Annotated in this window: 27 protein-coding genes; 14 read left to right on the forward strand and 13 right to left on the reverse strand. The window is 43.8% G+C overall.

The window, feature by feature from the left end; genetic code table 11:
- Positions 1-30: 30 nt before the first annotated feature.
- The 3 genes from ACFQ2J_RS15510 to ACFQ2J_RS15520 all read right to left on the reverse strand — a co-directional run bounded on the left by ACFQ2J_RS15510 (position 31) and on the right by ACFQ2J_RS15520 (position 2,825).
- Positions 31-1,800 (reverse strand): ABC transporter ATP-binding protein, encoded by a 1,770-nt coding sequence (locus tag ACFQ2J_RS15510; RefSeq protein WP_386062589.1) that lies wholly within the window; start codon positions 1,798-1,800, stop codon positions 31-33.
- Between the two features lie 70 nt (positions 1,801-1,870).
- Entirely contained in the window at positions 1,871-2,398 is a 528-nt protein-coding gene (ntdP, locus tag ACFQ2J_RS15515) for a nucleoside tri-diphosphate phosphatase (RefSeq protein WP_386062592.1), read from the reverse strand.
- A 226-nt stretch (positions 2,399-2,624) separates the two neighbouring features.
- Positions 2,625-2,825, reverse strand: coding sequence for a gamma-type small acid-soluble spore protein (locus tag ACFQ2J_RS15520; protein ID WP_386062595.1), 201 nt, complete (start codon positions 2,823-2,825; stop codon positions 2,625-2,627).
- Positions 2,826-2,966: 141 nt separating this feature from the next.
- Here ACFQ2J_RS15520 and ACFQ2J_RS15525 point away from each other — a divergent pair, with 141 nt between their 5' ends.
- On the forward strand, positions 2,967-3,191 hold the full coding sequence (locus ACFQ2J_RS15525) for a cytosolic protein (protein WP_386062597.1): 225 nt from the start codon (positions 2,967-2,969) through the stop codon (positions 3,189-3,191).
- A 41-nt stretch (positions 3,192-3,232) separates the two neighbouring features.
- Here the strand turns inward: ACFQ2J_RS15525 and mutY are convergent, their stop codons facing one another.
- A complete protein-coding gene (gene mutY / locus ACFQ2J_RS15530; RefSeq protein WP_386062600.1) occupies positions 3,233-4,315 on the reverse strand; it encodes an A/G-specific adenine glycosylase in 1,083 nt (360 codons plus the stop codon).
- A gap of 74 nt (positions 4,316-4,389) precedes the next feature.
- On the opposite strand from mutY, the gene ACFQ2J_RS15535 reads away from it, so the two are divergent.
- Positions 4,390-5,385 (forward strand): metal-dependent hydrolase, encoded by a 996-nt coding sequence (locus ACFQ2J_RS15535; protein WP_386062603.1) that lies wholly within the window; start codon positions 4,390-4,392, stop codon positions 5,383-5,385.
- A 32-nt stretch (positions 5,386-5,417) separates the two neighbouring features.
- Here the strand turns inward: ACFQ2J_RS15535 and ACFQ2J_RS15540 are convergent, their stop codons facing one another.
- Positions 5,418-5,684: a YfhJ family protein gene (locus ACFQ2J_RS15540; RefSeq protein WP_386062606.1), complete on the reverse strand. Its 267-nt coding sequence runs from the start codon at positions 5,682-5,684 to the stop codon at positions 5,418-5,420.
- Positions 5,685-5,802: 118 nt separating this feature from the next.
- Between ACFQ2J_RS15540 and sspK the strand changes: the two genes are divergently transcribed.
- Together sspK and ACFQ2J_RS15550 are read left to right on the forward strand one after the other, a co-directional pair.
- A complete protein-coding gene (sspK, locus tag ACFQ2J_RS15545) occupies positions 5,803-5,967 on the forward strand; it encodes a small, acid-soluble spore protein K (RefSeq protein WP_386062609.1) in 165 nt (54 codons plus the stop codon).
- Positions 5,967-6,140, forward strand: a complete 174-nt coding sequence (locus ACFQ2J_RS15550; protein ID WP_386062611.1) for a YpzG family protein — start codon at positions 5,967-5,969, stop codon at positions 6,138-6,140. The genes sspK and ACFQ2J_RS15550 overlap by 1 nt, the downstream gene beginning before the upstream one ends.
- Positions 6,141-6,281: 141 nt before the next feature.
- On the opposite strand, the gene ACFQ2J_RS15555 is transcribed toward ACFQ2J_RS15550, so the two are convergent.
- The gene (locus tag ACFQ2J_RS15555) at positions 6,282-6,623 is read right to left on the reverse strand and encodes a YfhH family protein (protein WP_386062614.1); all 342 of its coding nucleotides are present in this window, start codon (positions 6,621-6,623) and stop codon (positions 6,282-6,284) included.
- A gap of 90 nt (positions 6,624-6,713) precedes the next feature.
- Between ACFQ2J_RS15555 and ACFQ2J_RS15560 the strand changes: the two genes are divergently transcribed.
- Entirely contained in the window at positions 6,714-7,373 is a 660-nt protein-coding gene (locus tag ACFQ2J_RS15560; RefSeq protein WP_386062617.1) for an SDR family NAD(P)-dependent oxidoreductase, read from the forward strand.
- Positions 7,374-7,647: 274 nt separating this feature from the next.
- Here ACFQ2J_RS15560 and ACFQ2J_RS15565 read toward each other — a convergent pair whose 3' ends face one another.
- The 3 genes from ACFQ2J_RS15565 to glcT all read right to left on the reverse strand — a co-directional run bounded on the left by ACFQ2J_RS15565 (position 7,648) and on the right by glcT (position 11,125).
- Positions 7,648-7,914, reverse strand: coding sequence for a phosphocarrier protein HPr (locus ACFQ2J_RS15565; RefSeq protein WP_386062619.1), 267 nt, complete (start codon positions 7,912-7,914; stop codon positions 7,648-7,650).
- 23 nt (positions 7,915-7,937) lie between these two features.
- Positions 7,938-9,974: a glucose-specific PTS transporter subunit IIBC gene (ptsG, locus tag ACFQ2J_RS15570; protein ID WP_386062622.1), complete on the reverse strand. Its 2,037-nt coding sequence runs from the start codon at positions 9,972-9,974 to the stop codon at positions 7,938-7,940.
- Between the two features lie 308 nt (positions 9,975-10,282).
- Positions 10,283-11,125, reverse strand: a complete 843-nt coding sequence (gene glcT / locus ACFQ2J_RS15575; RefSeq protein ID WP_386062624.1) for a glucose PTS transporter transcription antiterminator GlcT — start codon at positions 11,123-11,125, stop codon at positions 10,283-10,285.
- Positions 11,126-11,258: 133 nt separating this feature from the next.
- Here glcT and ACFQ2J_RS15580 point away from each other — a divergent pair, with 133 nt between their 5' ends.
- Positions 11,259-12,053 (forward strand): HAD family hydrolase, encoded by a 795-nt coding sequence (locus ACFQ2J_RS15580; RefSeq protein WP_386062627.1) that lies wholly within the window; start codon positions 11,259-11,261, stop codon positions 12,051-12,053.
- A gap of 107 nt (positions 12,054-12,160) precedes the next feature.
- Complete coding sequence (locus tag ACFQ2J_RS15585) at positions 12,161-12,763, forward strand: hypothetical protein (RefSeq protein ID WP_386062629.1); 603 nt, start codon at positions 12,161-12,163, stop codon at positions 12,761-12,763.
- A 24-nt stretch (positions 12,764-12,787) separates the two neighbouring features.
- On the opposite strand, the gene ACFQ2J_RS15590 is transcribed toward ACFQ2J_RS15585, so the two are convergent.
- On the reverse strand, positions 12,788-13,468 hold the full coding sequence (locus tag ACFQ2J_RS15590; RefSeq protein WP_386062632.1) for a metal-dependent hydrolase: 681 nt from the start codon (positions 13,466-13,468) through the stop codon (positions 12,788-12,790).
- 27 nt (positions 13,469-13,495) lie between these two features.
- A complete protein-coding gene (gene recX / locus ACFQ2J_RS15595; protein WP_386062634.1) occupies positions 13,496-14,308 on the reverse strand; it encodes a recombination regulator RecX in 813 nt (270 codons plus the stop codon).
- A 119-nt stretch (positions 14,309-14,427) separates the two neighbouring features.
- Here recX and ACFQ2J_RS15600 point away from each other — a divergent pair, with 119 nt between their 5' ends.
- The 6 genes from ACFQ2J_RS15600 to ACFQ2J_RS15625 all read left to right on the forward strand — a co-directional run bounded on the left by ACFQ2J_RS15600 (position 14,428) and on the right by ACFQ2J_RS15625 (position 19,315).
- The gene (locus tag ACFQ2J_RS15600) at positions 14,428-15,330 is read left to right on the forward strand and encodes a TIGR01777 family oxidoreductase (protein ID WP_386062637.1); all 903 of its coding nucleotides are present in this window, start codon (positions 14,428-14,430) and stop codon (positions 15,328-15,330) included.
- Between the two features lie 81 nt (positions 15,331-15,411).
- Entirely contained in the window at positions 15,412-16,539 is a 1,128-nt protein-coding gene (locus tag ACFQ2J_RS15605; protein ID WP_386062639.1) for an amidohydrolase, read from the forward strand.
- A gap of 165 nt (positions 16,540-16,704) precedes the next feature.
- Positions 16,705-17,505 (forward strand): DUF4397 domain-containing protein, encoded by an 801-nt coding sequence (locus ACFQ2J_RS15610; RefSeq protein WP_386062642.1) that lies wholly within the window; start codon positions 16,705-16,707, stop codon positions 17,503-17,505.
- 3 nt (positions 17,506-17,508) lie between these two features.
- Entirely contained in the window at positions 17,509-18,204 is a 696-nt protein-coding gene (locus ACFQ2J_RS15615) for a class F sortase (RefSeq protein WP_386062644.1), read from the forward strand.
- 306 nt (positions 18,205-18,510) lie between these two features.
- On the forward strand, positions 18,511-19,062 hold the full coding sequence (locus tag ACFQ2J_RS15620; protein ID WP_386062648.1) for a GNAT family N-acetyltransferase: 552 nt from the start codon (positions 18,511-18,513) through the stop codon (positions 19,060-19,062).
- A gap of 130 nt (positions 19,063-19,192) precedes the next feature.
- Positions 19,193-19,315: a YfhE family protein gene (locus ACFQ2J_RS15625; protein ID WP_386062651.1), complete on the forward strand. Its 123-nt coding sequence runs from the start codon at positions 19,193-19,195 to the stop codon at positions 19,313-19,315.
- Positions 19,316-19,651: 336 nt separating this feature from the next.
- Here the strand turns inward: ACFQ2J_RS15625 and ACFQ2J_RS15630 are convergent, their stop codons facing one another.
- Positions 19,652-20,275 carry a DUF3298 and DUF4163 domain-containing protein gene (locus ACFQ2J_RS15630; RefSeq protein ID WP_386062654.1) on the reverse strand — a complete coding sequence of 208 codons (624 nt, stop codon included), beginning with the start codon at positions 20,273-20,275 and terminating at the stop codon, positions 19,652-19,654.
- 134 nt (positions 20,276-20,409) lie between these two features.
- On the opposite strand from ACFQ2J_RS15630, the gene ACFQ2J_RS15635 reads away from it, so the two are divergent.
- A complete protein-coding gene (locus ACFQ2J_RS15635) occupies positions 20,410-21,231 on the forward strand; it encodes a GNAT family N-acetyltransferase (RefSeq protein ID WP_386062657.1) in 822 nt (273 codons plus the stop codon).
- Positions 21,232-21,364: 133 nt separating this feature from the next.
- Here ACFQ2J_RS15635 and ACFQ2J_RS15640 read toward each other — a convergent pair whose 3' ends face one another.
- Entirely contained in the window at positions 21,365-22,501 is a 1,137-nt protein-coding gene (locus ACFQ2J_RS15640) for a bifunctional cystathionine gamma-lyase/homocysteine desulfhydrase (protein ID WP_386062660.1), read from the reverse strand.
- Between the last annotated feature and the right edge of the window lies 1 nt (position 22,502).

The following is a 22,502-nucleotide window of genomic DNA, read 5'->3' on the forward strand; positions in this document are numbered from 1 at the left end:
ATCCTGCAAATGGATTCGGCTTTTTCATTTTCATGTTCCCATATATTCTGTTGGGGTATCATCCAGCTGCTGGACTTGATATAGGTTATAGTATCCACCGCGGAGCTGCATAAGTTCGTCGTGAGATCCGACTTCTTTGATTTCACCGTCTTCAATCAGTACGATGCGATCTGCATGCGTGATGGTTGATAGCCTGTGAGCAACGATGAATGTTGTCCGGTCTGATGCTAATTTTTCCAACGCCTCCTGGATCAGATGCTCACTTTCCAAGTCAAGCGCAGATGTTGCTTCATCCAGAATAAGCAATGGTGGATTTTTCAGGAAGACTCTTGCAATTGCAACACGCTGCTTCTGCCCTCCGGAAAGCTTCACTCCTCGCTCTCCTACCATCGTTTTGTAGCCATCAGTCAGATTCATGATGAACTCATGTGCATTGGCTGCTTTAGCTGCAGCAATCATGTCTTCATCTGAAGCTTCAGGATTCCCCATTTTGATGTTCATTTCTATCGATTCACTGAACAGAATGTTATCCTGCAGGACCATCCCGATTTTGTCACGAAGGCTGCGCGCCTGAACATTCCGGATGTCCTGACCGTCGACGAGGATCCTTCCACCCGTCACGTCATAGAAACGGGGGATCAAACTGATGAGCGTCGACTTACCTCCCCCACTCATTCCTACAAAGGCAATGGTTTCGCCTTGCCTGATATCAAGCGAAACATCCTTCAGTACAAGTGGTTCTTCTACATCATAACGGAAAGAAACGCCATCGAATGTGACATCCCCATCTACATTCTTCAATTCTTTTGCATCTTTACTGTCCTGGATATCATACTTTTCATCGATGAATTCGAACACTCGGTCCATGGAAGCGATGGATTGAGTAAGAACTGTCGATGAATTGACCAGCCTGCGCAATGGGCCGTAAACACGGTCCATATAACCGATGAACGCAACCATAACACCGATTGTCAATGAACCGGTGATGACCTGGTATCCCGCAAAAAGAATGACAAGAATCGGTGCAAGATCGGTGATTGTATTAGTCACTGAGTAGGTGTATGCATTCCAGTTGGTGTGCTTAAGAGCTTTATCAAGAAAATTCGAGTTCTGTACATCAAATTGCTTCTGTTCATAATCTTCAAGTGCAAAGCTACGGATGACAGGCATTCCCTGAACCCGCTCGTGTAAATGCCCTTGCACTTCAGCCAGCGCCTGAGAGCGCTCTCGAGTCAACCTGCGTAGCTTCGCATAAAAGAATTTTACAGAGAATCCATACAGCGGGAATAGTGAAATGGCAACGAGTGTTAACCAAGGATCATAAGTAAGCATGATAATGATGGCGATAACTATCGTGAACATATCGAGCCAAATATTCATCAGCCCAGTGATGACGAACGTTTTCGTCTGTTCGACATCATGGATGACACGTGAAATGACTTCCCCTGTCTTTGTTTTCGAGTAAAACCTTAAACTCAGCCGCTGGATATGATCGAACAGCTTATCTCTCACATCGTAGAGGATTTTACTTCCGATCCATTGTGCCATGTACTGCCTTATATATTCGACTGGTGGACGGATGACAAGGAAGATGACGAACGCTCCTCCCATGATCCACCACAACTGCTCCATTTTTTCAGATTGGGACATATCCCCATTGATGATGTCATCAATCACATATTGAATGATCAAAGGTAATAATAACGGAATTCCAAACTTAATGACTCCGATGCAGATGGTAAGAATTATTTTTCCTTTATAGGGTTTTACAAATTTCAAATATCGTTTGATCGTATCCATTTTCCAGTCCTCCTTTCTACATACACGAAGCCGCGCCAATAGAGGCACGGCTCAGTTCGGACGTTGGATTTCATCGATACGTAAGATACCGTTCGTACCATTGATCGATGAATTCACCTGAGAAAGGTCCTTTCCGCTGACGGATCCAGCGGATGAGGGTCTCAACATTGTTATGAAGTATTTTGTCCAATACTTTCGGATAGTTCATTTCCTTTTTATGTTGTTCATACTCATCTTCATCCAGTAAGATATACGTCATATCCGGAAATACCTTTACATCAAGGTCATAATCGATGTATTTCAGGCCTTCTTCATCATAAACGAATGGTGAACTGATGTTGCAGTAGTAGTACACTCCATCATTACGCAGCATACCGATGATGTTGAACCAATGTTTGGAATGGAAATAACAGATCGCAGGTTCACGGGTTATCCATGTCCGCCCATCACTTTCATGTACTTGTGTACGGTCGTTTGCACCAATTACAACATTACGGGTCCCCTTGAGAACAGTGGTACTTTCCCATACGCGGTGCAGGTTCCCGTCGTGCTTGTAGCTTTGTATCTCTATCCTTTTTCCAGGCTCTGGGGCAGGCATGATATCCCCCTCTCTTTGTAGTAAATGTATTCGTCTTTTCATCTTTTATCTATTATAACGATAAGTTTCTTCAATTGAAAATATTTGGGTTAAATCCAACTATGTATGTGAGGGTGTATGTTTCCATCATAAAGAAATCGAGCCTGACCATGGTAGGTCAGGCTCGATTCATCAGCAGCTGCAAGAACAGCTAACTTTTTTGTTTGAAAAGATTCGGGGGTCTTGATTATTTCTTTTTAGCTTGAGACTGTTGGTTTTGCTTACGCACTTGCTGTGCATCAGTCTCAGAAGCGAACTCAGCACCATATTGTTTTTGTGGTTGTTGCTGAGCTCCTTGTTGAGCAGCTTGTTGGTTTTGTTGTTTCACATGCTGTTTGTTTGTACCAGCAGCAGTTTGGTTTTGGTTTTGATTTTGGTTTTTAGCCATCTTTTTCACCTCCGCAACAATTAGAATACCCACATGCACCCCTATTATCCATTTAAATTAAATATCCATAATTAACCAATACCATCGAATAGGCTGTCCCTATTCTTTGCATAATACATATATAGAAGGAGGCTTGTTTTCATGTATGTAGGAAGAGACATGAGTGAATTATCAATGATGAGTAAAAACGATTGGCAGGATAAAGAATTGTCGTATTTCCATTTCGCATTATCCCAGATCGCTCCTTATTTGAACCAGGAGGGCACTGTGATTTTAAGGGAAATCAATGAGGAAATCGAGCAGCGCGGAGGCCTTGTCAGGAACGAAGCGACATGGACTAGCGGCACACACCCAACTATGGACTAAAAAAAGGGTCTGGCATTCGTACAGCCAGACCCGACATACAATTAAAGGTGTTTCAACATCTTTTGATGGGAAACAGGAAAAGGATAAACGCTCAACTCTTTATACGTTACGAACTTCGCATTCGGAAGTGCAGCTTCCCTACCTTCTGTTTCAACTGTCAAGACTTCAATCTCCCAGATGATATGGGAAAAAACGTGTTTGATTCGGTCGACATGTCTCATCTTTCGAATTTCCAGACCGTATGTTGTCCTGAGCCATTCTGAGAGGTCCTGTTCACCGACCTCCGTTGCAGGAGCCATCGGGAATTCCCATAGATTCGCTAGAAGACCATCAGCCGGACGCTGCTGGATCAATACTTCCCCTTCTTCATTCTTAACAATCAGAGCATAATATGGAATTTTCTTTTGTTTCTTTTTCTTCTTTTTGACGGGCAATTCTTGTTCCAGCCCCTCATGGTAAGCGCGGCAATGTTTCTGAACCGGGCACAACATACATGTTGGGGATTTCGGAGTACATACGAGTGCCCCTAATTCCATCAGCCCCTGATTGAAAGATGATGGATCTTCTTTTGAAATGGTTTCCCTGATAAGCAGTTCAAAAAGCTTTCGTGTCGACTGCTTTGCTATATCATCATGGATATTCAAGACTCTGGCTAACACTCGCATGACATTTCCATCAACGGCTGGTTCAGGCTGATCGAAGGCAATACTTAAAATCGCACCTTTCGTATATGGTCCAATCCCTTTTAACGCACCCAGCTCTTCCGGTTCGTCAGGTACGTGACCATCATAGGATGCTACTACCTCCCGAATCGCGTTTTGGAGGTTACGAGCCCGGGAATAGTAACCTAGGCCCTCCCAAGCTTTCAAAACCTCCTGTTCATCCGCTTCTGCAAGTGCTTCCGGCGTCGGAAACCTTTCCATAAAATTATTGAAGTATGGAATGACCGTATCGACTTTAGTCTGCTGAAGCATGATTTCAGACACCCAAACGCGATAAGGGTCCTGATTTTCACGCCATGGAAGTGTGCGCTGTTCAGCTTTGAACCATTCAATCAGGTCGTTCTGAAATGATTGCTCATCAAAGCCCTTTACAATTTCATTTATTCGTTCTACATTCTTCATATAAATCTTCATCCTTCATGCTACTATTACGTTGAACGAGCACCTGGGTTCTTACTAAAGGAGGAAAAACCTAGATGGATACCGGTACTCATATCGTGATGGGCGTTGCTCTTGGTGGCCTTGCTACCTTGGATCCCGTTGTACAGCAGGATCCACAGCTATTCAATGCCGTACTGATCGGGACATTGGTCGGTTCGCAGGCGCCCGACTTTGATACAGTTTTAAAACTGAGAAACAATGCAGTATATATCAGGCATCATCGCGGCATCACGCATTCGATGCCGGCCGTCGCCTTCTGGGGGATCAGCCTGACAGGCCTCATCTATGCCTTCAATCCTGAAGTCAGCTTTCTTCACTTATGGCTATGGACCTTTTTGGCCGTCATCCTGCATGTGTTCGTTGATGTGTTCAACGCCTATGGTACTCAGGCATACCGCCCATTCACCAAACGATGGGTGGCATATGGGTTCATCAATACATTCGATCCCTATATTTTCCTGATGCATATTGCAGGTATCATCGCCTGGAACTTAGGCGCGAATCCAGGTTTGACCTGGCTGCTCATCTACTTCGTAATTGCCATGTATTACTTTAAACGATTCTTTGATAAACGGGAGCTTGTAAAGCTGATCCATGAACATTTTGATGATGTCATCCAAATTGCGACATCACCTACTATCAGGCAAAATGAGTGGCGTATTGCAATTACGACGAACACCCACTTCTATGTTGGTCAGGCAGAAAACGGACACATCCACATCCTGGATGAATTCGTCCGTAAGCCGATTCCTACTGAAGATCCGATCATGCAGAAAGCGATGACCGATCACAACATTCGTGCATTCCTTTCCTTTTCCCCTGTGTACCGCTGGGAAATGAGCTATTATGATGAATACACGGAAGTGCGCTTCATTGATTTGCGCTATCGCGCGAAAGGGAGATATCCGTTCGTCGCTGTCGCTCAAGTTGATGACTCGAAAATGAAAATCATCAATTCCTATACAGGCTGGGTCTTTTCAGAAGAGAAGCTGCAGGATAAACTCGATCTACTCCCGCTTGATTCCCAATAAGGAAGAGGATGTCTCATTGAGGCATCCTCTTATCAATGCAGTGGTCCTTTTTTATCGAGCATGTGTTTATATTTAGGATTGGTTGCGATGAATTCATGCAATCGCGGACCATAGTTATCGATCCATTGCACGACAATCCGCTTCGTCATTTCTTCACCATGATAATCATGTCCAGCCTTCGCTCTCGTCGTTTCAAAGTCTTCCCACAACAACTCCACCCATGTTCGGGCTTCATTGATCGTCAAGGAGTCATTTTTCCTTTGAAGTCTGCTTGCCAATTGCTGAAAAATTTCTTCCATTTGTCTCACCTCGACGTTCCAAAGTTTACATCTACATTGTATCACATAGTCTTCTTCTCTTTACACAAACTAAGCTTGCATCTATCCAAGGTGCAAACCATTTCGGGAGGTTGACGTGATGCGGAATAAGACAGTCGGATTTCCAGAAATGAAAGCGAATGGTGAAGCCAGAGCGAAAGCTGAATTCGCCTCCAAACGTGCCGATGGGACGATCAATACGAAACCACAGCAGCGGATGGCTCGTTCTTCCCACCGAATCGATGATGGGAAAGGTGAATTTTAATGGCCAATCAAAAAGGCAGACAGAAAAACAAAAACTTCTTTGATAATATGTACCAGGATCCGTTTGATTCTCCAAGGGCTAACCCAAAACATGCCTCACACCAAGTGAATGGTGAAACACAACAATCCCAGACGGGAATCAAAATTGAGAGACAGGTACGAAGCAGGGCATAACAACAATGAAGACGTGCTGATATTCTCCAGCACGTCTTCGTTTTATTTCTTCTTTTAGAAAGTTTAACTTTATTAATGGAATAAAGTGTAAGAAAATACTAAGGCTTCCGCCATAAGTACTTGGTGACAAGCCAAGTTTTTCTAATCTTCGATTTTTTCTCCAAGCATTGAAATCGGCAAGGCGTCTTCTTCCCCTTCTGTCAGACGATTGCCTTTATTATCCGCACGGAATCCCCAGGCGAAACGTCCATTCATGTACTCAATGTGAAAGTGGTGACCCGGATCCCCGGCGATTTCATATACTTCCCCCGCTTTGAATGCGGAAGGGTCCATCATATAGGATTTAGCAAGGACGATTTTGCGTTCATATACTGCAAACTCATTGACCATCCCCATTTGCTCTGCTTTACGGGCCTTCTCCGTAAGTTCAGCCACTTCTTTCCTTAATTCTTCGACTGTATAGTCACTGTATCTTCGTTCCATTTCAGCATCTCACCTTTCTTATACATTTACATTTTAACAACCTTTCGTCACAATAGAAAAGGTGAACCGATGAAACAGGAGGTCATTAGTATGAAAAACATCATGATTACAGGGGCAGGCACAGGATTAGGCAAAGCACTTGCCATCCGTTATGCAGAAGCCGGTAACCATATTATATTACTCGGGCGTACTGAAGAACGTCTCATTATAGCTAAAGAAGAAATTATTGCCGCTGGAGGGAGTGCAGAAGCAGTCGTGTGTGATGTAACTGAACAAGCTTCTATTCAAGAGGCGATCCGACAATTTAATCAAGTAGACGTATTGATTAACAATGCTGGGATTGGAATTTTCGGCGAACTCTCCGATTACACAGAAGAAGACATCGACACGATGATGAACACCAATATAAAAGGAACGATCCTGATGACAAAGGCAATCCTCCCTTACCTTGAAACATCCAAAGGTCGTGTATTGAACATCATTTCTACTGCAGGCTTACGTGGAAAAGTGAATGAATCCGTGTATTGTGCAAGTAAATTTGCAGTGCGCGGATTTACTGAGAGCCTTCAGAAGGAATGGGAAAACCGGGACATCACCGCTACTGCTGTTTATATGGGTGGGATGGCGACCCCATTCTGGGAGGAAAGCGACCACATTGATGATCCTTCAAGGCTCAAAGACCCGGCTGTTGTAGCAGAACAGATTTTCACAGAAGACGACGGCAGACCTGAAATCACGATAAAGAAGTAAAGGAACGTTCCGTTATCAAATAAGTAAAGAGAGGGAAGGGAAACGGTTCGCTTTCCTGCAGGGATGGTGGCAAGCCTCCTCGAGCCAAAAGCTCTGTAGGGTCATGCCAACCATGCCATTCCTGCGGGAGTCTCCCCGTTTCTCTTCCCTCTCTGCAATTGATCCATTAAACGGAAATACCTGACTTCAGTACCTCTATAAAAAGCATAAGAAATAGTAAAACGCATGTGAGCTGGTTGAGCTTCACATGCGTTTTCTTTATTGAAGACTTTAATTATTCTCCAAGGTTCTCTTCTTTCACTTTGTTTACAACTGCTTCAAGTGCTTCTTTCTCATCTTCACCTTCTGCAGTCAACTTGATGTCTGCACCGCTTGGAATTCCAAGGGACATGACACCCATGATCGATTTCAAGTTGACGCTCTTACCATTGTACTCTAGGTTGACGTCTGCCTGATATTGTCCTGCTACTTGTACCATAGATGTTGCCGGGCGTGCGTGTACCCCGTCTGCTGCTGTAATTTTCATTGTTTGTTCTACCATTTTCAAACACTCCTTCAAGTTTTTTATTCAGTGATTTCGATGATGTTTGCGTCGTTATGATGGACATCCTCTTGTTTCTTCACATTGACCGCTTGTCCTTCTTTCAAGTTGGTGAAGACAATCGGCGTAATGATCGATGGTGCGTTTTCTTTCACATAATCAAGATCGACATTCATCAATGCTTGACCACGCTTCACTTCGTCACCTTCTTCAATCATTGCTTCGAAGCCTTCCCCTTTCAACTTCACTGTATCGATACCGATATGGATCAATATTTCCATGCCATTGTCAGCCTGAAGGCCGATTGCATGCTTCGTCGGGAAGACGTTCAATACTTTACCGTCCACTGGTGAAACGACTTGTCCATCAGTTGGTTCAATTGCAAAGCCATCCCCCATCATTTTGCCGGAGAATACCTGATCCGGAACTTCAGTGATTGGCATGACCTTTCCTTTCATCGGACTGGAGAAATTCAATTTCCCGCCAGTAACAGGCTCTTCTGCATCCTTCGCATCATTGATGATTTCTGACACGTCTTCACGAGTTCGTGGTGTTTTTCCATCAATGATATCCTGTATTTGACCACGCAACGTATCGGAAACAGGTCCGAAGATTGCCTGGATGTTGTTTCCTACTTCCATCACGCCGGAAGCACCAAGCTTTTTCAAACGGTTTTTATTGACATTGTTTTTGTCATTGACAGAGACACGAAGTCTTGTGATACAAGCATCAAGGTGATCGATATTCTTCTCTCCACCCATTGCTTCAAGAATTTCATATGGAAGATCACCGACTTCGCCATCTTCATCTGCGTCTTCCGCTTCATCTTCACGTCCCGGTGTCGCCAAGTTGAACTTGGTGATTGCAAAACGGAAACCGAAGTAGTAGATCACGGAGAATAGCAGACCAATCGGAATGACCCACCACCAGTCGGTACGGTTAGGGAATACACCGAACAGGATATAGTCGATTAGACCACCGGAGAATGTCATCCCGATTTTGACATCTAGAATTGCCATTACCATGAACGATAGACCTGCAAAGATCGTATGGATTGCAAATAGCAAAGGTGCTACGAACAAGAAGGAGAACTCGATCGGTTCTGTAATACCTGTCAGGAATGACGTCAGCGCTGCTGATGCCATGATACCGCCGACAACCTTCTTACGTTCAGGCTTGGCTGTATGATAAATTGCCAATGCTGCAGCTGGAAGACCGAACATCATGAATGGGAATTTACCCGTCATGAATGTACCTGCAGTGAAGTCTACGCCATCTTTAAGCTGTGCGAAGAAAATCTGTTGGTCCCCGCGTACAATGTTGCCTGCTTCATTCACATACTGTCCGAACTCGAACCAGAACGGAGAGTAGAAAATATGGTGCAATCCGAATGGAATCAAAGCACGTTCAATGACACCGAATACGAAAGCTGATGCGTAAATATTCGTATTAAGCATCAAGTGAGAAAGTGCATTAAGGCCGGATTGAGCGTAAGGCCAAACGCCTAACATTAAAATCCCGAGGAATAGGGATGTGAAAGCAGTGATAATCGGTACAAATCGTTTACCTGCAAAGAAACCTAGGAACTGTGGCAATTCGATATTGTAGAATTTCCGATATAAATATGAAGCCAGTATACCGACTATGATACCTCCAAACACTCCGGTCTGAAGTGTAGGTGTACCGAGAACCGTGGCATATGCCGGTTCCTCTGTCATTTCTGGTGTGACATTTCCTAGCACGCCCATAGTTACGTTCATGATCAAGTAACCAATGATCGCTGCTAGTCCGGCTACACCGTCACCTCCAGCAAGTCCAATCGCTACCCCTACTGCGAAAAGCAATGCGAGGTTCGCGAATACGATTCCACCAGACTCTTCCATTACCTGGGCAAAAACCTGCACCCAGCCAGCTTCAAAGATCGGGAATCTTTCAAGAAAATATTCTTCCTGGAACATGGTACCGAAGGCAAGCAGAATACCTGCTGCAGGCAATAAAGCAACCGGAAGCATTAGAGCTTTACCGACTTTTTGCAATGTCCCGAAAACATTCTTGAACATCTTGTTTCCTCCTTTTTTTATTGCTAGTCCGAACGTTACATCCGCACTAGTTTTATTTTTTTGCAATGCAAAGGCTCTGTCTTTAGGATTCAACCAAACATCAAAATTATGAAACGTTTACATAAGTATGAAAAAATGAAATCCCTTTTTGCTTCTCCTATTGCTTAACCAGTCGTCTATCTGTATAAGAGTAAACAAAAAAGGCATGAGTATGCAGGTTCAGTCAGTCTCAAAGGATACACTACCCCCTTTGAGTGACTTTGAACCCTTCCATACTCATGCCTGATCGAATCAGTAACACGTACGTTTCAAGGTTTGTTGGTCAATCGCTGCAAGTGGATTGTCAAATAAATCGCTTCAGAATCGTCCACCGGCTTATTCAATTGCTTTTGCATTACCTTAATCAATTTCCACGAGAGATTATAGCACACCGGATATTCTTTTTTCAACATTTCTGCCAGACGATTTTCATTCCCGGTGTTTTCACCAACATGGATCCTGTCAATCGCTCGCCTAAGATGTTGTACAAGCCGGTGATAATCTACACTTTTCCGATCGATTTCCAAATCAAGCCCGGCTTCGATTACCTCTGTCAATTGTGAGATCAGCCGATAGTGTTTGTTGATATCGGACAACGATTTGTCGGTTACTGCACTATGGATGTGCAGAGCGATGAATCCGACCTCTCCCTCAGGAAAGTGGACATCCGCTTTATCGTTGATCATTTCAACTACTTCAAGTGCGACCTGATACTCTTTAGGATATAATGATTCGATTTCCAAAAGGAATGGATTATGGAACTGCATTCCCTGCTTCGCACGATTAATCGCGAATGCAATGTGATCCGTCAACGCAACGTGGATATGCTGGTTCAGCTCCTGATCCATCCGCTTTCCAATGTAAATTAGTATATCATGAATGAAATCTATGAAAGCTTCATCTATATATGGCATTAAATTGACATACTGCTCTTTTTCTTTTTCATCACTTAAAAGAAATGTCTTGTCTGCTTCCGTCAGCTGAATCGATTCTCCTTTTTTCTTTCCGAAACCGATTCCCTTCCCGATAAGCACCACTTCTTTATAGGTCGGATGCTCAGCAATGATGACATTATTGTTCAAAACCTTCTCAATGACGACCGCTTGCTCCATGAGTTTCCTCCCTTACTCCCGATGCCAGTCTTTTTCCTTTGTGTTGAAGCGTTTTCAATGTGTACAATCTATTATGGTATATTTTTTTTCAAATTTCTACAACCTATTTGATGAAGGAAAGGGAGTTTCTGACATGATTAAATTATTCATCACCGACCTTGATGGCACCCTTTTAGGTCAGGATCATTATATAAATGACAAAGATGTTGAAGCAATCAAAAAGCTGGCAGAAGAAGGAGTAGACTTCGCTGTCGCTACCGGCCGAATGGACGGAGATATCGTTGAAGTATTGAAGAAGACAGGATTGAAAGGCCACCGCATCAGCCAAAACGGTGCATTCGTCTATGACCGTTCGGATAAAAATATCCACTCGAATACGTTTGAAACAGAGGTTGCTAAAAGAGTGTATGCAGACATCCTTGAAGAACCGCTGGTCACCACCATCACGACAGCGGATGATAGTTACTCACATGAAAAGAACGAGTGGATCGATATGATGTCCAAGCAACTATTCCATGATGTCATCGTTGATCCTGAACTTGCAGAGCAGCTGGGAGTATCAATCATACCTTCAAAGCTTACTGCACACGGAAAAGAAAATGAAGTAATGGCACTACAAAAACGCATTGAGGAGAACTATGGGGACGAACTGGACTGCTTCGTGTCTCATGAAACGTGTGTAGATCTGATGCCGAAAAACATCAATAAAGCGAACGGAATCAAAGCACTCATCGAACACATCGGACTTAAGCCAGAGGAGATTGCCGTCATCGGAGACTCATTCAATGACGTATCCATGTTCGCACTGACACAAAACAGCTTTGCAATGAGCACGGCCCATGAAGATGTAAAGGCTAAAGCGGACCATGTCGTTACACATGTCCATGAAGCAATTGAAATCCTCTACAAAAAATATTCAGTAGTATAATGGTACGGGGAGCTGGTCCTGAACCAGCTTCTTTTTTGTGTAAGTGAACTTTTTTAACACGACCCAAGGTGGTAAGATATACCATAGGGGAGTGAGGGAGTGTGGAAATGAAGAAAGCTTTACTGTTCGGATTATTTGCAGTTTTGATTATAAGCGGATGTTCTCAAGGAGAGGCACAACAGAAGGAGCCGCCAAAGGAAACTGCATTGACGATTGAGCCTATCGATTTGAATGAAAACGAAAAGAAACTATTGAAACATACCATCATGAATCAACTGGAGTTCTTCAGCCTTGATGGTACCTTGAACGAAGCCGATGACCTTTGGTTCACCATCGAAATATATGAAAACGGCAAAAAAACAGGAATGTCTGGAGGTTCTTCGGGTGAAATTGACCACTATTTCAATGAAGAGAGGCTTTCGTTCGGCTATTCCACCAATTCCTCGAATGACTCGATGACATTTACGATTGGCAATGATGATGGTTATTTTTCCTCTTCTGCAAAAGTGACCGTGGAAGGAATATCAACCTTCGGCAAAGCCATTGATGAAAAAGTGGACCTCGAAAAAGATGAACCTGTCCACCTTGCTTACTGGGCAGGAACCGATAAGAATGAGATGAGAAACAGTGTGAAACCTTTTCTAGACAGTAACATCGATAAAGCCTATGTATTGACCGTAACTTTAAAAGAAGATAAAGACGAAAAGTAGCAGCCTGTCGTTAACGTCAGACTGCTACTTCTCTATGGAATGACCTCCACCAAGTATAGGTGATGAACCGCGAATCCACTCCACATTCGTCTTCAACAAGAAGTTCCATTCTCCAAAATCACTGGAACTAGGATAGGTTTCTAGCAGCTCGATTCCTTCATATTCCTGGTGCAATTCATGCTCCAACTGTACTTTTGAAACCGAAAGTATTATTAGGTATAAATCAATGGTCGCAAGCCCTGTTATAAAGATCGCTTTCCCCTTTTTGAAATAAAATGTTAGAGGAAACATAATCAGTAATATAGTAAGGCTGAAAAAGTCGATACTTGGAATGATATGAAAATCGAATTCACTGCGGACGAAAGGAAAGAATAGCGCCAGTCCATTACCAATGTAGTCAATGAAGAGATGGCCAATGATCACGATAAAGGTGAAAATCAACCACAATTTCTTATATGGGATTGTTTTATCATACTTTCGATATAACCATGCTGCCAGCCATCCGAAGAAAGGGGCAGCAAAAATGGAATGTCCGAGGATATCACCGAAAAACTTTGTTATATCAGGCAACAATGCAACGACGCCGCCCACTGCGAGCAGAATCAGTTGTTTTCTTCTGAGGTCATCACTCTTAACCAGTGTCAGATAACTGATGCATGCACCGGCCAGAAAGTGCAACAGCGTATGAAGAAGGTAACCATACATCCAATCTTCCCATGTGCAGCAGACCATTTAACTCTCTACATACTCTTCAAGAAATCGGTCAATGGCATCGAAATCGAAACCTTTCCTGTATAATGCTCCCTTGACTTTGTGCTTCAATTCATAGCCCTCCGCTTTACGGGCATATTTCTGAAGGATCTTTTCTCCCTGGTAGACGACCGCTTGCCACTCCTCGTCTTCTCCCTGGTCGGATTCCAGGTTCGCAACTACTTCCTGGATCACATCATTTTTAAAACCTTTCTGCATCAATGTCTGCTGCAGGTTCTGGATTTGCTGACGGTAGGATTTCCTTCCGCCGTGACGCATTTTCTTTTCAGCGAATTTCATCGCTTTCTCATATTGTTTATCGAATGTATAAAAGGTCAATGCTTCCTCTGCAGTGGAGGCTGCTACCCCTTTTTCAATCAAATCCTTTTTTACCATGAATGGTCCTTTACTCGATGTATTGATTCTTGTCCTGACAAGCGCTTTTGCAAATTCCATATCATCAAGCAGTTTCTGTTCGTACAGGCGATCCACGACTTCATCGATCTGTTCCGGTTCCACCTCTTTATCATCTAGGTATTTGCGTATTTCCTTCTCTGAACGCATACGGTAGCTTAAATAATTGATTGCAAGGGTAAATGATTTATGCACGGTATCTCTTTCGACCAGCTGTTCAATCGTCTCGGCATCGAGATCCATCCCCTTATGCAGGTGATAATTCACCAGAATATCTTCATCGACACTGAATCCGTACTTTTCACCGCCTGCATTTTCCAGAAAAATATTATAGCGGTTCTTCTTCTTTTTTTGGGTAGTAATCTTAGCTATCTTAGGCAATCGCCTCACCCCTTTGCTTTATTTTATCATGCACTTTCATTAGATGGACAGGATCAACTCAGACATTTCCATCTTTTTGCAGTAAACTATAGACACGACTAAATTGGGAGGAATGTACAATGAAAATCGCAATTACAGGTGGAACAGGTTTTGTTGGACAGGCGCTTACGGATCGACTCGTGGCAGACGGTCATCAGGTGTACATATTGACCAGGAATCCCGATAAATACGACGATTCTGATAAGGTCAAGTACGTTGGATGGCTGAAAGAGGAACATCACCCGGAAGAGCATCTACCTGACTTGGATGCAATCGTCAACCTTGCAGGCGAATCATTGAACAGCGGTCGCTGGACAGAGGAAAGAAAGCGGCGTATCCTGGACAGTCGTATCAAAGCGACGGAAGCGATCATCGATTTGATTGAAAAAATGGACAGCAAACCAGAAGTCCTCGTCAATGCATCTGCTGTAGGGTTCTACGGCAATTCCAAAATCGAAACATTCACGGAAGATACAAAGGATCCCGGTAGAGGATTTCTCTCTATGGTCGTAACCGAGTGGGAAAAAAGAGCCACACAGGCTACGCAGCTGGGTGTGCGGACTGTTTACGCACGATTCGGAATCATTCTCGGAGAAGAAGGCGCACTGCCGAAGATGATTCTCCCGTATAAAGCGATGATTGGCGGGAAGCTTGGGTCGGGTGAGCAATGGATGTCCTGGGTGCATATCGATGACATCGTCGGGATGATCAAATTTGCAATTGAAACCCCTGAGATCTCTGGTCCGTTCAACGTGACCGCTCCAAATCCGAAACGTAACAAAGACTTCGGAAAAATTCTCGGCGAAGTCCTGAACAGACCACACTGGATTCCTGCTCCTTCTTTTGCAATCAAGACAGCCCTTGGGGAAATGAGTACGTTGTTACTTGATGGCCAATGCGTGGTACCAAAGAAAGCAACTGAGCATGGCTATCAGTTCCACTATCCAGAACTGGAACCTGCGCTGCAGAGCATTTTAAAATAAACCGCCAACTACCTTTTTGGATACCTTCTTCGATCAAATGGCGTATAATAGTAATAATTGATAAAGAAAGGCAAGAATGCCATGGAAACGATAATTACGAATGTGACGATACATCCGATTACCTCTGAAGTGATTGAAAACGGAGAAGTCTTCGTAGCTGATAGAAAGATCAAGGCGATCGGAAAGAATCTCGAGCGACCTGAGTCTGCTACTGTAATCGATGGTGGTGGGAAACAGCTCTTTCCAGGCTTCGTCGATGTCCATACCCACCTAGGGTTGTATGATGAGGGTACCGGCTGGGCAGGCAGTGATGCCAACGAAACGATTGAAGCGATGACCCCACACCTGAGAGCAATCGATGGAGCCCATATGCTTGACCCTGCTTTTCGTGATGCGTGTCAATATGGGATTACAACTGCTCATATCATGCCAGGCAGTGCCAACATCATCGGTGGAACTACCTCCGTCATCAAGACTACAGGCGTCAATATCGAAAAGATGCTGATCAGGGACACCGCCGGTTTGAAATTGGCTCTCGGCGAAAACCCGAAGCGGGTCCACTCTCAATCACGCAATGATTCCATAACCCGTCTTGGAATCATGGGGATGCTCCGGGAGACTTTTTACGAAGCATTGCATACCGATTGTCCTGAAGATTTCCGGATCAAACCGATCATTCAGGCATTGAAACGGGAAATACCGGTCCGGATCCATGCGCATCGTGCGGATGACATCATCAGTGCTCTCCGGTTTGCGGATGAATTCAATTTGGACCTGAGAATCGAGCACTGTACGGAAGGCCACTTGATAGCAGAAGAGTTGGAAGGCCGTAACCTGCAAGTTTCCGTCGGCCCTACCTTTACCCGACGTTCAAAAATTGAACTGAAGAATAAGACGTGGCGTACGTACCAGACGCTGACGAATCATGGAATCACCGTCTCAATTACGACCGATCACCCATATACCCCTATACAATACTTGAACATCTGTGCAGCCCTTGCAGCTCGTGAGGGACTATCTTTAGAACATGCATTGAAAGGGATCACGATCAACCCTGCCATCAATCTTGGTGTCAATCATCGTGTCGGTTCCATCGAATCTGGCAAGGATGCCGATCTAGTTTTATGGGATGGCCACCCGTTCGAATTCATGTCAAAACCAGTCTGGACAATGATTGACGGAAAGATGATCTACAGTCGCGATAGCTGACCCATCGACATTTCGATGGGTTTTTCTTATGACCATTTTCGGTGAGTTTTTCAAAAAGCACATTGAGAGCATCTAAATGATTGCATCTTTCTCTCGCCACCTATATGATAGATGTACAAACGTTAAACAAAGTTTGTACAAAAATGAAAGGGAGATGTTATAAGTATGAAGAAAATGTTAGCTTCAATCGCTACTGCTGTATTGTTGTTAGGTGTCATGGCTACTTCCGTATTCGCTGATGATCACGGTGATATGGCGATGGTACGAATTTTACATGCCTCCCCTGACGCACCAGCTGTCGATGTCTATGTCAATGACGAAGCAGTAGTCGAAGGTGCAGAGTTCAAAGCTGCTACTGACTACATGGAAGTCCCTGCTGGAGAACATAAAGTAGAAATTTATGCTGCTGGTACGAAAGGTGACAGTGATCCTGTCATTTCTACTAACGTAACAGTAGAAGCTGGAATGGCTTATACTGCTGCAGCAATCAACAACTTAGAAAACATAGAATTGAAAGCCATCGCAGACTCCATGGAAGTAACGGAAGGAATGTCTAAAGTACGTGTAGGTCACTTGATTCCTGGTGCTCCTGCAGTTGATGTAGGACCAATTGGTGGAGATGCCCTATTCTCAGGTGCTGAATTCCCAATGGTTACAGATTATGCAGAACTTGACCCAGGTACGTATGACCTTGAAGTACGCACAACAGATGGTACTCAGCTGCTTGACCTATCAGGAACAATGCTTGAAGCAAACACCGTTTACAGTGCATTTGCAGTAGGAACTGCTGATAGCCCTGAAATTCTACTATTGAAAGATTACACGATGATGCCGAACGAAATGCCTGACACTGGTATGGGAGGAGCGACGGATTCTGCGAACTCTGCCCTGCCTTATGCGCTTGGACTAGGAGCACTGGTACTTGCTGGTGGAGTGGTATTCTTCCGCAGACGTTCCGAAGCATAACCCATGATCTACAAAGTCCTTTATGGAATCATTGGCCTCATGCTCGTTTCCAGTATCCTTCTCTTCATGAAGGGGGATCCAGAGCCTGAGGTCAAGGTTCTATCTTCGTTGGACCAACCTGAATCAATTACTGACAATCACCTTACTGAAAAAGCGTTACCGGTTGAATCAGAGACACTAGCAGCTTCTGATTCAATTGTAAAAAACTATACACCAGCTGTAACTGCCTCGAGCAGCTCTCAGGCAAGTATCATTCCTACACGAGTGGTCATCCCATCCATCGGTGTAGACGCTCCCATCACTGCCAATGGTTTCACCCCTGACGGTGGCATGGAAGTGCCAGATAATGATACGGATGTTGGCTGGTTCGAACCAGGAACAAAGCCAGGCAACTCTGGCAATGCAATCCTGGCTGGCCATGTCGACAGCTATAAAGGTCCTGCTGTATTCTTTGATCTTAAAGAACTGGAAGCAGGAGCAGAGATTCACCTCTACGGAGATGATGAAGAAAAACTGACCTTCGTAGTCCAACGCATTGTCAGCTACCCGACAGAGGAAGCACCCCTGCGGGAAATCTTCGGACCGAGTAATGAGGTCGGACTCAACCTGCTAACATGTACAGGTCTTTATGACCAGGAATCAGAGGATCATCTGGAGCGGCTGGTCGTTTATACAAAGCTTGCGGAACCCTTGTCCTGAGTGGATATAAGGGTTCCTTTTTCAGGTGAAATTTTCTATGAAAAATTTACAAAAAATCTATTCCTTTTTCGTTGGAAATCGATTATGATTACACTGAACGATCTTGAAAAAATCTTAGATTTTACCATAGATACGTAGTTAGGGAAGGCAAATGGTGCGCCACCAGTTTCACTGGTTCTAGTGGGTTCGATTCCCACCCCGAATTTTTGTGAGCAATTGATAAAAATTCGAGGGTGGTCGTGTCCCGTACCCATTTCTTCCCCACGACCCGACTACCCTCCTTTTCACCACAAGGAGGGATTTTTCATGTTAAAAAAGCGCGATCTTCACGACGCACCTGTCCTGTTCGAACTGATGAGCCACCCCGAAGTCTTCCCGTATGTCAGGCACAAAGCATACTCAAGTGATGAGTTCTACTTCCTGACGAAACATACGCTAGAAGCTGAAGAGAATGGCGAACTCATTTCAAGGACGATCCTGGATGAATGGGGGCACCCAATCGGCACTATCAACTTATTCGATATCACAGACGGTAAAGGATTTCTCGCAACTTGGATCGGGCAGCCATATTTCGGCAAAGGCTATAATCGCATCGCGAAAGAGTCTTTTTTCGAAGAACTGTTCTTCCAATTGAATATTGAAGCGATTTTTATGAAGATCCGCAAAACGAATGGACGCTCCATGAAGGCCGCTTTGAAAATCCCTTATGTATCCCTTGCCAACGAAACCTACCCGGAAGTCCTCGCTCAAATCAATCAGCTGGAAGATACGTATGACCTATTCGTAATTACGAAAGAACAATACCTTTTCCACTATTACAAAGAAGATGCAAATGGCGAAGAAGCATTGGAAGCTTGAACATTATATGTTCAGGCTTTTTTTATTTGCATGGAATGATAGGAAACGTATGAATAATCAGGTTGAATAAAACATATGCATAGAAATTTAAGGGAAGGCAATGCTGATAAAAAGAAGGAGGATGGTATCTATGAAAAGTAAAGAACGTCAGGCTAAAGAAGCACGGAGAGGTTTATCTAAGACCCAGGAGGTACTTTACCAAAGGGAATTCAAACGGGCAGACCGTGCATACCGTAATTCAAAAAATATTTAAGGTTTCTATTTGAACGGAAATGGGTAACAAATAACTAAGTACTCAACCATTTGTGAATAACAGTTATCCACAAGGTTGTGCACAGTGTGAATAATTTTGCCTAACCTTACTATGACGCACCCTACTTCACTCCACCACTGTTTATAATTTTACCGCCTTATTATTGTGGATATTGTGTATAAGTATCATAATCCCATGGTATATAAGGATCTGACTGTGGATATAACTGTTATTAAGTGATTGTCTTTTATTTATTTATTGATTCCTCCCCTAAAATTGAATCAATGAAGACAATCGAATTGGCCGCTGACCCACTATGGGATCAGCGGTATTTTTTTAGTAGCGATGCTTCAGAGGGATTTTAATTTCCGGATTTCCATATACTCCTGCCGCGATTTCATATTTATTGAAAATCAACACCAGTTCACCGTCCTGCATGTAGTATGCGGTCCCTGGCCTTACACCTTTGAATTCTTCAATGAAGTATTTAGAAGGCTCCTTCTGCATTTCTTCCCTGACTTGTTCTGTCAACTTGTTCAAATCTATGATGTCTGTCAACGGGATGAGCTTTGCCCCTTCTTGATTATAGAAATTGAATGATTGGATATCCCCACTGAATGTATTACCAAATGATTTACTGAATGTAATCAGCGTGGAGTAAAAATTATTGTGCTGGAGGACTTTCGTTTCCGCATATAATTGAACCGGAAATTTTGCTTCCTCTGCTTCCTGTTTCATCTGTTTTACTTGTTTGTCCACCGTCTCTTTGATCAGGACATTGAGCTTTTCCTGGAATCGTGCATCCACGAGTCCAGTGAATTCCGGATAGTCGATATGAATTTCCCATTGGTTTGTGACTTCATCAATCTGTTTCATCTGATATACATTCGCTTCCGCACCATCTGCGATCGCTGGTGCAAACATCATGCACACCAGGAGCATCATCAGAATCCTTCGCATCGCATTTCCTCCTTTTTGTTTAGCATTACCATTTTCAATAAAGTAATGAATCACATCATTTTCTGGAAAACTATTGCATTTTTTCACCCTTCTGGTATGATATTAAACAATTTACAAAAAGAGGGGGATGGAAAATGATTCGACAATTGACACAAGCAGATCATGCTGCATGCATGGATCTCGTCAATCAGAAGCCTGCTGAAAATCTATTCATCATCGGGGACATTGAAATGTATGGATATGAAAACGATTTTCAGAAGCTTTGGGGAGACTTTACAGAAGATGGGAAATTAATCGCTGTTTTATTAAAATACAAGCGCAATTATATTGCATATGCAGACACCCTCTCTTTTAACGGTGAAGGGTTCGCTTCAATCATGGAGAAAGATCCGGATTTCAAGATGTTATCGGGTCTTGAGGAAATCGCCGATCAGATCATTCCACACCTGAGCCTGAAACAAAAAGAAAGACGCGCGCTATATTATGCAAAGTGCACATCAGAAGAAAAGCTTGATAAAACTGCAGATCTCACTCATGTACTAAAGGCTGTTCCTGATGATGCCAATGCATTAGTGAATCTCACTGCAGCGATTCCTGAATTCGAAAATGCAGAAATGGATGCAGACAGCAAACGTGAAAATCTGGAAAGCGGCTTTGCACGATCCTATTACATCAAACAAGACGGCAAACTTGTATCCGCGGCCTCTACTACAGCAGAAAATTCAAGCTCAGCGATGATCGTAGGAGTATGTACATTGGAGGATTACAAGAAGAATGGTTACGCCACACAATGTATGACGAAACTCTGTGCGGAAGTGCTTGCTGAAGGCAAAGTGCTATGTCTCTTCTATGATAATCCGGAGGCGGGGAAAATCTACAAGCGGATCGGTTTTGAAGATATCGGCATGTGGATGATGAACAGCTTCGAACCATTGGAATCCACGGTAAAATCATAAAAATCCAGCCTCCTGGTCGAGGCTGGATTTTCTATTAATACAAATTTTGCTCTTTTTTATACAAACGCCTAACTTATTTAAACAAACTCACTAAGTTATTCAACAAATCAAGCGTTCAATCATACAAATCAGCTTATTTGCGTAATGCCTGAAGGAAATCTTCCTTCAAGTCTTCTACGTCTTCGAGTCCGATTGATACACGCACCAATCCGTCAGTGATACCTAGTTCCTTACGACGTTCGCTAGGGATGGATGCATGTGTCATCATTGCAGGGACAGAAATCAGGCTTTCGACTGCACCAAGGCTCTCTGCCAACGTAAAGTAGTTCACGTTTCTCAGCACTTGATCCGCCTTCTCTCCACTGCCGACGTCAAATGAAATCATGCCGCCGAACCCTCTAGCCTGTGACTGGTGAACTTCATGACCTTCATGCGATTCCAGTCCTGGATAATAAATGTTCGTCACTTCCGGCAAATCGGATAAGAATTCCACGAACTCTCTTGTGTTCGACTCGATTTCTTCCATGCGGATACCCAAGGTCTTGATTCCACGCATCAATAACCAGGAATCCTGCGGGCCGAGTACCCCACCGGAAGAATTCAATACGAAGTGTACCTTTTCTGCTAGTTCCTCTGAGGTTACAACGACCAAGCCTGCGACGACATCACTGTGTCCCCCTAAGTACTTCGTAGCACTATGCAGGACGATGTCTGCTCCCTGGTCGATCGGATTCTGCCAGTATGGTGTGCTGAACGTGTTATCGACGATGAACGTCAGGTTCTTATCCTTCGCTATTTCAGAGACTTTCGCCAGGTCCGTGACTTTAAGCAATGGGTTTGTCGGTGTCTCTACATAAATGGCTTTCGTATTTTCCTGAATCGCCGCTTCTATTTCCGAAAGATCACTCGTGTTGACGAAGGTCGCTTCAAGTCCGAAACGGTTCAAAACTTTGGAAACAAGACGGTACGTTCCACCGTACACATCATCTGTAAAGACGACATGGTCTCCCTGATCGAAGGTCATCAGCACAGAAGTGATTGCCGCCATTCCAGAACCGAATGCGAATCCTCGATGACCACCTTCAATATCCTTGATCAGCTCTTCCAATGCAAAACGCGTCGGGTTGCCTGTCCGAGAGTATTCATAGCCTCGATGCTTCCCTACTCCATCCTGCTTGTAAGTGCTGACTTGATAAATCGGTACAGAAACTGCACCAGTCTTTTCGTCTCCTGATATACCGCCATGAATCAATCTCGTCTTTCTTCTCATG

Origin of the sequence: Thalassobacillus hwangdonensis (assembly GCF_042675915.1) — a bacterium.
GTDB lineage: Bacteria > Bacillota > Bacilli > Bacillales > Halobacillaceae > Thalassobacillus_A > Thalassobacillus_A hwangdonensis.

What these genes read in the sequence shown, in the direction of transcription:
- ACFQ2J_RS15510 (WP_386062589.1), bottom strand. Translation starts at nt 1,800, where the DNA reads ATGGATACGATCAAACGATATTTGAAATTTGTAAAACCCTATAAAGGA.
- ntdP (WP_386062592.1), bottom strand. Translation starts at nt 2,398, where the DNA reads ATGCCTGCCCCAGAGCCTGGAAAAAGGATAGAGATACAAAGCTACAAG.
- ACFQ2J_RS15520 (WP_386062595.1), bottom strand. Translation starts at nt 2,825, where the DNA reads ATGGCTAAAAACCAAAATCAAAACCAAAACCAAACTGCTGCTGGTACA.
- ACFQ2J_RS15525 (WP_386062597.1), top strand. Translation starts at nt 2,967, where the DNA reads ATGTATGTAGGAAGAGACATGAGTGAATTATCAATGATGAGTAAAAAC.
- mutY (WP_386062600.1), bottom strand. Translation starts at nt 4,315, where the DNA reads ATGAAGAATGTAGAACGAATAAATGAAATTGTAAAGGGCTTTGATGAG.
- ACFQ2J_RS15535 (WP_386062603.1), top strand. Translation starts at nt 4,390, where the DNA reads ATGGATACCGGTACTCATATCGTGATGGGCGTTGCTCTTGGTGGCCTT.
- ACFQ2J_RS15540 (WP_386062606.1), bottom strand. Translation starts at nt 5,684, where the DNA reads ATGGAAGAAATTTTTCAGCAATTGGCAAGCAGACTTCAAAGGAAAAAT.
- sspK (WP_386062609.1), top strand. Translation starts at nt 5,803, where the DNA reads ATGCGGAATAAGACAGTCGGATTTCCAGAAATGAAAGCGAATGGTGAA.
- ACFQ2J_RS15550 (WP_386062611.1), top strand. Translation starts at nt 5,967, where the DNA reads ATGGCCAATCAAAAAGGCAGACAGAAAAACAAAAACTTCTTTGATAAT.
- ACFQ2J_RS15555 (WP_386062614.1), bottom strand. Translation starts at nt 6,623, where the DNA reads ATGGAACGAAGATACAGTGACTATACAGTCGAAGAATTAAGGAAAGAA.
- ACFQ2J_RS15560 (WP_386062617.1), top strand. Translation starts at nt 6,714, where the DNA reads ATGAAAAACATCATGATTACAGGGGCAGGCACAGGATTAGGCAAAGCA.
- ACFQ2J_RS15565 (WP_386062619.1), bottom strand. Translation starts at nt 7,914, where the DNA reads ATGGTAGAACAAACAATGAAAATTACAGCAGCAGACGGGGTACACGCA.
- ptsG (WP_386062622.1), bottom strand. Translation starts at nt 9,974, where the DNA reads ATGTTCAAGAATGTTTTCGGGACATTGCAAAAAGTCGGTAAAGCTCTA.
- glcT (WP_386062624.1), bottom strand. Translation starts at nt 11,125, where the DNA reads ATGGAGCAAGCGGTCGTCATTGAGAAGGTTTTGAACAATAATGTCATC.
- ACFQ2J_RS15580 (WP_386062627.1), top strand. Translation starts at nt 11,259, where the DNA reads ATGATTAAATTATTCATCACCGACCTTGATGGCACCCTTTTAGGTCAG.
- ACFQ2J_RS15585 (WP_386062629.1), top strand. Translation starts at nt 12,161, where the DNA reads ATGAAGAAAGCTTTACTGTTCGGATTATTTGCAGTTTTGATTATAAGC.
- ACFQ2J_RS15590 (WP_386062632.1), bottom strand. Translation starts at nt 13,468, where the DNA reads ATGTATGGTTACCTTCTTCATACGCTGTTGCACTTTCTGGCCGGTGCA.
- ACFQ2J_RS15600 (WP_386062637.1), top strand. Translation starts at nt 14,428, where the DNA reads ATGAAAATCGCAATTACAGGTGGAACAGGTTTTGTTGGACAGGCGCTT.
- ACFQ2J_RS15605 (WP_386062639.1), top strand. Translation starts at nt 15,412, where the DNA reads ATGGAAACGATAATTACGAATGTGACGATACATCCGATTACCTCTGAA.
- ACFQ2J_RS15610 (WP_386062642.1), top strand. Translation starts at nt 16,705, where the DNA reads ATGAAGAAAATGTTAGCTTCAATCGCTACTGCTGTATTGTTGTTAGGT.
- ACFQ2J_RS15615 (WP_386062644.1), top strand. Translation starts at nt 17,509, where the DNA reads ATGATCTACAAAGTCCTTTATGGAATCATTGGCCTCATGCTCGTTTCC.
- ACFQ2J_RS15620 (WP_386062648.1), top strand. Translation starts at nt 18,511, where the DNA reads ATGTTAAAAAAGCGCGATCTTCACGACGCACCTGTCCTGTTCGAACTG.
- ACFQ2J_RS15625 (WP_386062651.1), top strand. Translation starts at nt 19,193, where the DNA reads ATGAAAAGTAAAGAACGTCAGGCTAAAGAAGCACGGAGAGGTTTATCT.
- ACFQ2J_RS15630 (WP_386062654.1), bottom strand. Translation starts at nt 20,275, where the DNA reads ATGCGAAGGATTCTGATGATGCTCCTGGTGTGCATGATGTTTGCACCA.
- ACFQ2J_RS15635 (WP_386062657.1), top strand. Translation starts at nt 20,410, where the DNA reads ATGATTCGACAATTGACACAAGCAGATCATGCTGCATGCATGGATCTC.
- ACFQ2J_RS15640 (WP_386062660.1), bottom strand. Translation starts at nt 22,501, where the DNA reads ATGAGAAGAAAGACGAGATTGATTCATGGCGGTATATCAGGAGACGAA.